At 64.7% G+C, this 10,907-nt stretch carries 9 protein-coding genes; 2 read left to right on the forward strand and 7 right to left on the reverse strand.

The window, feature by feature from the left end; genetic code table 11:
- The first annotated feature begins 50 nt into the window (after positions 1-50).
- Positions 51-1,886: a Na/Pi cotransporter family protein gene (locus OEG79_RS01930; RefSeq protein WP_264147208.1), complete on the forward strand. Its 1,836-nt coding sequence runs from the start codon at positions 51-53 to the stop codon at positions 1,884-1,886.
- Between the two features lie 87 nt (positions 1,887-1,973).
- On the opposite strand, the gene ggt is transcribed toward OEG79_RS01930, so the two are convergent.
- The 6 genes from ggt to OEG79_RS01960 all read right to left on the reverse strand — a co-directional run bounded on the left by ggt (position 1,974) and on the right by OEG79_RS01960 (position 8,567).
- A complete protein-coding gene (gene ggt / locus OEG79_RS01935; protein WP_264147209.1) occupies positions 1,974-3,632 on the reverse strand; it encodes a gamma-glutamyltransferase in 1,659 nt (552 codons plus the stop codon).
- A gap of 103 nt (positions 3,633-3,735) precedes the next feature.
- Positions 3,736-3,987 (reverse strand): YfhL family 4Fe-4S dicluster ferredoxin, encoded by a 252-nt coding sequence (locus OEG79_RS01940; protein ID WP_264147210.1) that lies wholly within the window; start codon positions 3,985-3,987, stop codon positions 3,736-3,738.
- A gap of 157 nt (positions 3,988-4,144) precedes the next feature.
- Positions 4,145-4,627, reverse strand: a complete 483-nt coding sequence (coaD, locus tag OEG79_RS01945) for a pantetheine-phosphate adenylyltransferase (protein ID WP_264147211.1) — start codon at positions 4,625-4,627, stop codon at positions 4,145-4,147.
- Between the two features lie 193 nt (positions 4,628-4,820).
- Positions 4,821-6,413: a GMC family oxidoreductase gene (locus OEG79_RS01950; protein WP_264147212.1), complete on the reverse strand. Its 1,593-nt coding sequence runs from the start codon at positions 6,411-6,413 to the stop codon at positions 4,821-4,823.
- 142 nt (positions 6,414-6,555) lie between these two features.
- A complete protein-coding gene (locus OEG79_RS01955; protein ID WP_264147213.1) occupies positions 6,556-7,101 on the reverse strand; it encodes a twin-arginine translocation pathway signal protein in 546 nt (181 codons plus the stop codon).
- A 35-nt stretch (positions 7,102-7,136) separates the two neighbouring features.
- Positions 7,137-8,567: a coniferyl aldehyde dehydrogenase gene (locus tag OEG79_RS01960; protein WP_264147214.1), complete on the reverse strand. Its 1,431-nt coding sequence runs from the start codon at positions 8,565-8,567 to the stop codon at positions 7,137-7,139.
- Positions 8,568-8,929: 362 nt separating this feature from the next.
- Between OEG79_RS01960 and OEG79_RS01965 the strand changes: the two genes are divergently transcribed.
- Complete coding sequence (locus tag OEG79_RS01965) at positions 8,930-9,589, forward strand: TetR/AcrR family transcriptional regulator (protein ID WP_264147215.1); 660 nt, start codon at positions 8,930-8,932, stop codon at positions 9,587-9,589.
- 252 nt (positions 9,590-9,841) lie between these two features.
- Here the strand turns inward: OEG79_RS01965 and OEG79_RS01970 are convergent, their stop codons facing one another.
- Entirely contained in the window at positions 9,842-10,825 is a 984-nt protein-coding gene (locus OEG79_RS01970; RefSeq protein WP_264147216.1) for a hydrolase, read from the reverse strand.
- Between the last annotated feature and the right edge of the window lie 82 nt (positions 10,826-10,907).

The raw sequence follows: 10,907 nt of genomic DNA on the forward strand, positions 1-10,907 counted from the left end.
GGCGAGGGGCCGTTTACGTTTGAACGCCAGGAAAGGAAGAGGCAGTGGTAATGAAGTCCCTGCGCTGGGTGATGTTGTCGCTGGTGATGGCGGGGTTGATCACCTCGTTCTGGTTCAGCCAGGGTTGGCTGCAGCTGTGCGCGGGTCTGGCGATCTTCCTGTTCGGCATGCAGTGTCTGGAAGAGGGGCTGCGGCAGCTGGCGGGCAGCAAGCTGGAACAGGTGCTCGGGCACAGCACTTCGACGCCCTTCAAGAGCCTGTTGTTCGGCGTCGGCGGCACCCTGCTGCTGCAGTCGAGCACGCTGGTGTCGCTGCTGACCATCGCCTTCATCAGTACCGGGCTGATCCAGCTGGCCGGCGGTATCGCCATCCTCTTCGGCGCCAACCTTGGTGCCACCAGCGGTATCTGGCTGCTGGCACTCGCCGGGCAGAACCTCAGCCTCAGCCCCCTGGCATTGCCTCTGATGGTGTTCGGTGTGCTGGCCGGCTTCTTCGGCCCCAGGAGCAAGGCAGCCGGGCGCATCGTGCTGGGCATTGCCTTCATCTTTCTCGGCATCGACCAGATCAAGGAAGGTTTCGCCAGCTTCGGTGACGGTCTGGACATGACCGGCTATCAGGAAGGTGGCCTGCGCGGCGCACTGCTGTTCACCGCCATCGGCATGGCCATCACCGTGGTGCTGCAATCGAGTCACGCCACGCTGATGCTGACCCTGGCGGCCCTGGCCGGTGGTCAGCTGGAACTGGGCCAGAGTCTGGCCATCGCCATTGGCTCCAACGTCGGCAGTAGCGTCACCACCGGCTTCGTCGGTTCGCTGGGTGGCAATCGCAGCGGTCAGCGCCTGGCGCTGGCGCATGTGCTGTTCAATATCACCACCGGCATACTCGCCTTCTGTCTGCTCAGCCCGCTGACCTGGTTGGTTCACGCGTTGGCCGAACCGCTGGGACTGGGTGACAACAGCCTGATCCAGCTGGCGATGTTCCATACGCTGTTCAATGCCATGGGCGTGGCACTGTTCTGGCCGTTGCAGGGCCGCCTGGCTACCTGGCTGCTTCGCTGGCTGCCGGAGCGGGTCGAACCGCCGGTGCTGATCACCGAGCTGGCACCCGAGCAGATCGTCGAGCCCGAGCGTACCCGCGCCCGCTACCTGAATGAGCGCGCGCTGGATTCGGTGGACGCAGCCGCCAGCGCGGTGGTGATGGAGCTGGGCCACCTTGGTCGCCTGAGCCTCGAGGTGATCTGCCATGCGCTCTATCTGCCGGTGGATCAGCTGGCGCATGTCCGCGGCGACGAGCAGCTGCTGCAGAGCAAGCCCACGCACGGAGGCTTCGATGCGCAGCATCTGTACCAGCTGCATATCAAGGGCGTGTATGGCGATCTGCTGAGCTTCATGGGCCGGATGGAGCTGCCCATGGACGAAGCGCACCAGCAGTTCTGGGTGAGTTGCCAGCTGGCGGCCTTGCAGCTGGTGGACGCGGTCAAGGACGCCAAACATCTGCAGAAGAACCTTGGCCACTACCTCGACGCTCCGCCCTCGGCCGCGCGTCATGCCTATGTGGAGCTGCGTCGCCACCTGCTCGCCACGCTGCATGAAGTGCGTGAACTGGCGCGCTCCGACATGCCGGACGAGATGTGGCAATCGCGCCTGCGCTGGCTCGACGATCAGGCGGCGGGCTTCGATGCTCAGTTCCGTCAGCGCCTGTTTGCCGATGTGCGCAGCGGTCGCCTGGACGGCCTGCAGACCAGCTCGCTGATGAACGACCTGGGCTATGTCAGCCGCATCTTCCAGAGCCTGCGCAACGTCCTCATGCTGGGCAGCGAGCAGGCACTGTTCCGTGAGTTGCGCAAGTTCGGCGAGGATCAGGAGAGCCTGATCCAGCTCTCCTGACGCAAGACGTAGCCCGGATGAAGTCCGGGGCTTTGCTCGGTTTCCCCGGATTTCATCCGGTCTGGCGCCACATTCGGTCGATGCACCTCAGGGAATCGCCGAGCCTATCCCGCGCGGATCACTGGCCGCCTGCACTTCGCCGCTGACCTTGTCCCAGAACAGCACCTGCTGGTTGCCGTACTGCCGGTCCAGGCGCTTGAGTTCGTAGCCGCGTTGCTGCAGCTCGGCGATCTGCTCATCGCTGAAGGCATCCGGTTCGTGCTCGATCACATCGGGCATGTACTGGTGGTGATAGCGCGCCACCGCCGGCCAGCGTTCGACAGGCTGGTCGTCCAGGTACTCGAGCATCGACAGCAGCACCATGCTCGGAATGCGACTGCCACCCGGTGTACCGAAGGCGGCGAACTCGTCATTGCTCTCGAGAAAGCTCGGGCTCATCGACGACAGCGGGCGCTTGCCGGCGGCGATGGCGTTGGCCTGGCTGCCGATCAGGCCATAGGCGTTGGAGCCGGCCACGTCCGCGGCGAAGTCGTCCATCTCGTCATTGAGCAGCACGCCGGTGCCGGGGACGGTATAGGCGGCGCCGAACGGCAGGTTGATCGACAGCGTGGCGGCGACCGCGTTGCCCTCGGCATCGAGCACGGCGAAATGCGTGGTGTGATCGCCTTCATGCCAGGTGCCGGCAGGCGGCAGGCTGGAGCTGGGGGTTGCCTGCTCGGGCTCGATGCTGCCTGCAAGTACGGCCAGGTGTCCCGGCGAAAGCAGTTGTTCCTCGGGGTTTCTGACGAAGTCGGGGTCGCCCAGCAGGCCACGGTCACGGTAGGCGCGGCGCAGCGCCTCGACCACGTAGTGCACGCGCTGCACCGGTTGGGCATCGCGCCAGGGCAGCTGTTGCAGCATTGCCAGGCTCTGCGCCAGCGCAATGCCACCGGCCGAGGGCGGCGGTGCGCTGATCAGCTCGCGGCCATCGTCCAGAGTGAAACGCAGCGGCGTGCGGCGGGCGATGCGGTATTCGCGCAGGTCATCCAGAGTCCAGATGCCGCCGGCATGGCGTACGCCGCTCACCAGCCGCTCGGCGACCGGGCCGCTGTAGAAGCCCGCCCGGCCCTGTGTGGCCAGCGCCTGCAAAGTGGCGGCGAGATCGGGCTGGCGCAGCAGATGGCCTTCGGCGGGGACTTCGCCCTGGTGGAGAAACAGCCGGGCGCTCTCGGCGTCATCACGTAGTGCCGCCAGGCGCCAGGTCGCGCGTTCGCGGTAGACGCGGTCCACCGCGAAGCCCTCGCTGGCCAGGCGAATCGCCGGAGCCAGGCTGGTTTTCAGCGGCAGGCGGCCGTGCTGCTCGGCCAGTTCGGCCAGTGCCGCCGGCAGCCCCGGAATGGCAGCAGCCAGTGCGCCATTGAGCGCCAGTTCGCGTTGTACCTTGCCGTCGCGCACATAAAGATCCGGCCTGGCTTCCAGCGGGGCGCGCTCACGGGCATCGAGGAAGTCGTAGCGCGGGGTTTCGCCGGCGCTGCGCAGCAGAAAGAAACCGCCACCTCCGAGACCCGAGCCGTAAGGCTCGACCACGGCCAAAGCGGCGCTGGCAGCGATGGCGGCATCGAAGGCATTGCCGCCGGCGTCGAGCATCCGCTGCGCGGCGGCTGTGGCGGCGGGGTGGGCAGTGGCAATGGCGGGTTGCTGCGGGGCGGCCTGAGCCAACAGGCTGGCGCCGAGCAACAGGGTCGATAGCAGGAGTTTGCGCAACATGCGATCTACCGGAGGCGGCTGAATGAAACTGGCAGCTTAACAGCCTGGTTCCGGCGAAGGCACGACGACAGGAAAGCGGGAGGCCGCCGGCCTCCCGGAGCGGTCAGGCCTTGCCGGTGATGATGCGGTACTTCTGCATCAGCTCATCCCTGCTCTCGACGTTGTTCTCGTCGAGCGGAATGCAGTCGACCGGGCAGACCTGCTGGCATTGCGGCTCATCGTAGTGGCCGACGCACTCGGTGCACAGGTTGGGGTCGATCACGTAGATCTCCTCACCCTGGGAAATGGCGCCGTTGGGGCACTCGGGTTCGCAGACGTCGCAGTTGATGCAATCGTCGGTGATGATCAGGGACATGGAACAACTCCTGTCGAAGCGTTGGCTTCGACACTTTGCGGACAACGATGCGGCGAATTGTGCCGGATTACCGGCAGGGGCGCCATGCGGCCTTGTCGCGCATCATGAGACCGCTGCGGTCATCAGGTGCGCATGGCGCACCGGCGATGCCCCGGCTTCAGTTCTTGTGGAAGCGTTCGTTCAGGGCGTCGGCGACTGCCGGGTGGACGAAATTGGAGATATCGCCACCGAGGGCGGCGATTTCCCGCACCAGGGTCGAGGAAATGTAGGAGTACTTCTCCGACGGGGTGAGGAACAGGCTCTCGACGTTCGGCGCCAGCTGGCGGTTCATGTTGGCCAGCTGGAACTCGTATTCGAAGTCCGATACCGCGCGCAGACCGCGCAGGAAGACATTGGCGTTCTGCTCCTTGACGAAGTGCGCGAGCAGCGTGGAAAAGCCGACCACTTCGACGTTGGGCAGGTGCTTGGTGACCTCGCGGGCCAGCTCGACGCGCTGTTCCAGCGGGAACAGCGGATTCTTCTTGGGGCTGGCGGCAACGGCGATGATGACGTGATCGAACAGCCGCGAGGCGCGCTCGACCAGATCGCCATGGCCTCTAGTGATGGGGTCGAAGGTACCCGGGTACAACACTCGATTCATCGCTTCGTCCTGTTCGAGGCGGCAAGAGTCGCGGATGGTATCGCAGCGTTTCCCTTGCGGCCAAGCGTGACGAAAACTCAGTTGCTGCGCAGGTGCTGATGGCGGCGCTCGTACCAGGCAGTTGAGGGCGATCCGGTCGGCGCTCACCGCACGGCGCCGAGCGACGTCGTAGAGCGCCGCTCAGCTGTTCATCTCAGGCCTTGAGCCGTTCGGCCAGCAGGGTGGCGAGCTTCGAGGTCAGCCCATAGATAGACAGCTGCGGGTTGGCCCCGATGCTGGTGGGAAACAGCGAGCCGTCGTGGATCGACAGGTTCTCCAGCTGGTGATGGCGGCCGAGGCTGTCGGTCACTGCCTGCTGCGGGTCTTCACCCATGGCGCAACCGCCCATCACGTGGGCGCTGCCCAGGCGGGTGCGGTACAGCGCCAGGTCGAGGTTCTCGATCATCTCCCTGGCCTCGCGCCAGGTGCTGACGAACCGGGCATCGGCGTGAGTCGGCATCACCGCCCTGGCGCCCGCAGCGAACTGGATTTCAGCCATGGTCAGGAAGGCACGGCGCACACCGTCCCAAGTGTAATCGGTCATCGGGTAGTCGAGCACCGGGCTGCCGTCGCCGCGAAGCTCCACGCGGCCTTCGGCGCAGTCCGGGTGGAAGCCGTCACGCAGCAGCGCGAGCATCACGTTGGTGTGCGGCAACTGCTCCATGCGCAGGGCGTTCTCGCGGCCGAAGTCGCCGAGCAGGGTGGCGGTCAGCGCCGGCTGCAGCGGCGGCACTTCCAGCTTGTAGGACAGGCGCCCGGTGGTGCCGTCGTCCCACTGGAAGTGATCGGAGTACAGCGACTGCGGCGCGCCGTAGAACGGGTTGATGACCTGTTCGAACTGCGCCGCGGAGAAGTTCACCAGGTGCAGGTAAGTGCGTCGGCCGACGCGCTTGTGCGGGTCGGGCGCCGCGGAGCGCAGCAGGATGCCGGGTGTGTTGATGCCGCCGCCGGCCAGCACGTAATGCCGCGCCTTGACGCGGATGCGCTTGCCGTTGGGCGCTACGCAGCGTTCGTCCATGCCCAGGCAGTCGATGCCGACCACCTTGTCGCCTTCGATCAGCAGCCTGTCGGCGCGCGCCAGATAGAGCAGCTCGCCGCCGGCATCGAGGGTAGCAGGGATGGTGGTCACCAGCATCGACTGCTTGGCGTTGGTCGGGCAGCCCATGCCGCAGTAGCCGAGGTTCCAGCAGCCGCGCACGTTGCGCGGGATCGGCGCCCAGTGATAACCGAGCTTTTCGCAGCCGGTACGGATCACCTCGTTGTTGGCATTGGGCGGTACCATCCAGGGGGCTACGCCCAAGCGCCGCTCCATCTTCTCGAACCAGGGCGCCATGGACTCGACGTCATGCCCTTTCACCTCATGTACTTCGGCCCAGTGCGCCAAGGTCTGCGGCGGGGTACGGAAGCTGCTGGTCCAGTTGATCAGCGTGGTGCCGCCCACGGCCCGGCCCTGCAGGATGGTGATGGCGCCATCCTTGCTCATGCGGCCGATACCTTCCTGATACAGCGAGGGATAGGCCTCGGCTTCCTGCATCCTGAAGTCATCGCTGGTCTTGAGCGGGCCTTCCTCGATCAGCAGCACCTTGTAGCCGGCAGCGCTGAGGATTTCCGCCGTGGTGCCGCCCCCGGCACCGCTGCCGACGATGGCGACGTCGGCCTCCAGCGTCAGGTCGTTTTCCAGGCGCGAACCGTCGTAGGACTTCCAACCCTTGGCCAGGCCATGCTTGAACAGATCGGGTACAGGCATTTCACCTTCTCTATCTTGTAATAGGGCCGTCTGGAATCACGAGCTTGGTGCTCGTCCTCATCGCGGATAAATCCGCTCCTACACAAACAGCCCGTATCCCGTAGGAGCGGCTTCAGCCGCAATGCTCTCTGCAGTTGGGCCGTTATACGGTCGGTGGGCCGGGGTAGCCGCAATGAGCCCAGGCTTCCTGGCGGCTGTACCAGGCCATCATCACCAGTTGCAGCAGCGAGGCGTGGCCCATGCGCAGCAGGCTCAGGCTGCTGTTCTGCCAGCGGCTGAGGAAATTGCGCACGTCATCGGCACTGGCGCTGTCCCAGCTGCCCCATACGCCGGTCAGTGGGCCGCGGGTAAGCGGCAGGGCCAGCACGTCGAACAGCTGCACGGTGAGTTTCAGCATCTCCGGCGACAGGTGCGCCAGGCCGTTGTCGAGACTCTTCAATGTGCCCTCGATGGCCCGCGGCATCTGCTCGGCGCTGACGGCGCCATCCAGCATCACCGGGATCAGCGCACGCAGAAATGGCAGGTCGCTGCTGCGCAGGATCAGATAGCCGCTGGCCGGCGTGCTGGCCGAACAGCCGCTGAGGGTGGCAGTCAGTCCGGCAGTGCCGAGCAGCGCCGAGCCCAGCAGGCCGACCTTGAGCAGGCTGCGCCGCGACAGATTCGGCGTTTGCAGAGTGGTGTCGTTCATTGTCGTTATCACCGAGCGGGCGCCGCCCGCATTGATCAGCGTACGAACAGCTTGTAGACCAGTTTCTGGATCGCCTTGCCGTAAGGCGGGTAGATCAGCCGCGCGGCGTTGAAGCGCTGCTTGATGAACACGCCCTTGGCCTTGCTGAAGGTCAGGAAGCCTTCGTGACCGTGGTAATGGCCCATGCCCGACGGGCCGACGCCGCCGAACGGCATGTCGTCCTGCGCCACGTGCAGCAGGGTGTCGTTCAGGCACACGCCGCCGGAGTGGGTTTCATGCAGCACGCGTTGTTGCTCGCTCCTGTCGTAGCCGAAGTAGTACAGCGCCAGTGGCCGCGGTCGTGCGTTGACGTAGGCGAAGGCGTCTTCGATGCGATCGTAGGGAACGATCGGCAGCAGCGGGCCGAAGATCTCGTCCTGCATCAGCTTCATGTCGTCATTGACGTCCAGCACCAGGCTCTGTGGCAGGCGTCGGCCCTGCGCCTCGGGGTAGAGCGCGACGATGCGCGCGCCTTTGGCCTCGGCGTCCTGCAGGTAGCCATTGAGGCGGGCCAGCTGGCGCTCGTTGATGATCGCGGTGTAGTCCGGGTTGTCCTTGAGCTGCGGGTAGAAACGCTGCACCGCCTCGCGGTAGGCGCTGACGAAGCCGTCGACGCGGTTACGCGGCACCAGCACGTAGTCCGGTGCCACGCAGGTCTGCCCGGCGTTGAGGGTCTTGCCGAAGGCGATGCGCTCGGCGGCGTCCGCTAGCGGTACGTCAGCGGAAACGATGGCTGGCGACTTGCCACCCAGTTCCAGGGTCACCGGAGTCAGGTTCTCGGCGGCGGCGCGCATCACGTGCTTGCCGATGCTGGTGGCACCGGTGAACAACAGGTGGTTGAACGGCAGCTTGGAGAAGGCCATGCCCACTTCCGCCTCGCCCAGCACCACGCTGACCAGATCCTCGGGGAAAATGCGCGCCAGCAGATCCTTGACCAGCTGCGAGGTCGCCGGCGTGGATTCGCTCATCTTGATCATCACCCGGTTGCCGGCCGCCAGGGCGCCGGTCAGCGGGCCGATGGCGAGAAACAGCGGGTAGTTCCACGGCACGATGATGCCGACCACGCCCAGCGGCTGATAAATGACCTTGGCCGAAGCCGGCATGAACTGCATGCCAACGCTGCGCCGTGAAGGCTTCATCCACTTTCTGATGCGTTTGCTGGCGTAATGGATGCCATGCAGGCTGGGCATCAGCTCGGCGAGCAGGGTTTCGTCGGCCGAGCGGTTGCTGAAGTCTGCGGAGATCGCCGCTACCAGCGCATCCTGCTGCTCGGTCAGCAGTTCCTTCAGAGACTTCAACCACTGGATGCGTTGCTCGGCCGGCGGCATCGGGTTGGCAGCGAAGGCAGCGCGTTGCAGGGCGAAGGTGCCGTCCAGTTGGCTGATCTGCTGTTGGCTGTGCTGCAGGTAGGCGATGTCGGCGACCATGGTTTTTTCCTCGATGTTCCGCGGGCAGGCTGTTGAAAAACTATCTACGTTGTCATCGCCGCGTTAAAAACAGGCTCAAAATGCTCATTTACAGCTCGTAAACTCCGCTTTTTCGCCTGTTTTCGCCTTGCGCTGACTGCCTCGCCGACGTTTTTCAACAGCCTGGGCGGCTATGAGCCGCAGTTAGGCTGTGCTGGATTTCTAGAGCAATTACTCTAATGTGTCAAATAGGATGCCGCGTCACTGCTTCAGTCGCACCCTAACCAAAGGCCGGCAGACACCGATGGCCCGCGTCGAGGGGTAACACTGCGGCTGTTTCGCCTGTACCTTTGCCACTTTTGAAGTCGAGATCGAGCTGCGTCATGGCGCCATCCAAGACCCGCGACCGCATCGTTGCCGAGAGCCTGGCCCTGTTCAACAGCCAGGGTGAGCGTAACGTCACCACCAACCATATCGCTGCGCACCTGGGCATTTCGCCGGGCAATCTGTATTACCACTTTCGCAACAAGCAGGTGATCATCGCCGAGTTGTTCGCTCAGTACGAGGCGCAGGTCGACAGTTTTCTGCGTCTGCCCGAAGGCCGCGCGCTGACGGTGGAGGACAAGACCTTCTATCTGGAAGCGCTGCTGGCGGCGATGTGGCATTACCGCTTTCTGCACCGCGATCTCGAGCACCTGCTCGACTCCGACAACGAGCTCGCTGACCGTTATCGCGCCTTCGCCCGACGCTGCCTGGTGGGCGCGCAATCGATCTACCAGGGCTTCGTCGAGGCCGGCATCCTGATGATGACGCCGGCGCAGATCGAGGCGCTGACGCTCAACAGCTGGATCATCATGACCTCCTGGGTGCGCTTTCTCTGCAGCGCCGGGGCGAACGCGGACAACCTCAGCCAGGACATGCTGCGCCGCGGCATCTATCAGGTTCTGGCGCTGGAGGGCGGCTACATTGCGCCTTCCGCGCGTGCGGCGGTCGAGGCGTTGTATGACCGGTTGCATGTGCCGCTGGAACAGGTACTGGGGTGATCGGTTCGGTGTCGCTGTAGCCCGGATGCAATCCGGGTAGCTGTGCCGGAGCATTCCCGGATTTCATCCGGGCTACGACTTCGCGGCTCGGTAGGAGCGGCTTTAGCCGCGAGCTTTTCGCCGCTGAAGCGCCTCCCACGATCTGCAGCGACTGCCTTGTCCGGTTGCAATCCACAAAGGCCTTTGTCGCGTCTTCCCGGAGTTTATCCGGGTTACAGTTCGCCGCTCGCGCAGGAGCGGCTTCAGCTGCGATTATCCAAGGCTCGCCAACCACTGCGGAATCCGCCGTTCCAGGTAATACCCCGGCTTGCGCGGGCTGCCCTCGACGAAGCCGACATGGCCGCCCCTGGCGTGCAGCTCGAACTCGGTGCCGGGGGCTAGTTCGCTGGTCTGCGGCAGGCTGTGGCGGAAGATGAAGGGGTCATCCTCGGCCTGAATGATCAGCGTACGCGTACGGATTTGTCCCAGGTAGAAGCGGCTTGAGGCGCGGCGGTAGTAGTCGTGGGCATCGGCGAAGCCGTGCAGCGGCGCGGTGATGCGCCCGTCGAAATCCCAGAAGGTGCGCATGCCGTCCAGCGGGCCCAGGCGTTCCAGTACCGACAGCCGCTCGCTCTGTCCCCGTTCGCTGAACAGGCGCTGCTTGTTGTTCACGTAGGCGACCATCTCGCGCATGAAATGCGCCTGATAAACCCGCGAGAAACCCAGTCCGATGCGGTCGGCGCACTGATCCAGACGAAACGGCACCGACACCGCCACGGCGCCTTGCAGCTGACTCTGCTCGCCGCTTTCGCCCAGGTACTTGAGCAGCACGTTGCCACCCAGCGAATAACCGACGGCGTATAGCGGCGCCATCGGACGCTGTGCGCGCAGGTGGGCGACAGCCGCTGCCAGATCTTCGCTGGCGCCGGAGTGATAGCCGCGCGGCAGCAGGTTGGGCTCGCCGGAGCAACCGCGCCAGTTCAGCGCCGCGCTGGCCCAGCCTTGCGCGGCCAGGGCCTGCTGCAGGCCGAGGACATAGAGCGAACTGGAGCTGCCGGTCAGGCCATGCAGCACCAGCACCAGCGGCGCATGGGCGTCGTGCGGGCCATGCCAGTCAAGATCGAGGAAATCGCCTTCTTCCAGCCACAGCCGTTCACGCTGGCGTTCCAGCTGCGGCGGCTTGCGGCAGAAGGGGTTCCACAGTGTCTGCAGATGCGGGCCGGGGAGCCACCAGGCGGGTTTGAAGGGCGTGGTCATGGGAATCTTGGTTGGTAGGCGTAGCCCGGATGTAATCCGGGAGTGGTGTCCCTGGATTTTATCCAGGCTACGAAGCTTGTCT

This window comes from Pseudomonas sp. Z8(2022), from assembly GCF_025837155.1.
Lineage (GTDB): Bacteria > Pseudomonadota > Gammaproteobacteria > Pseudomonadales > Pseudomonadaceae > Aquipseudomonas.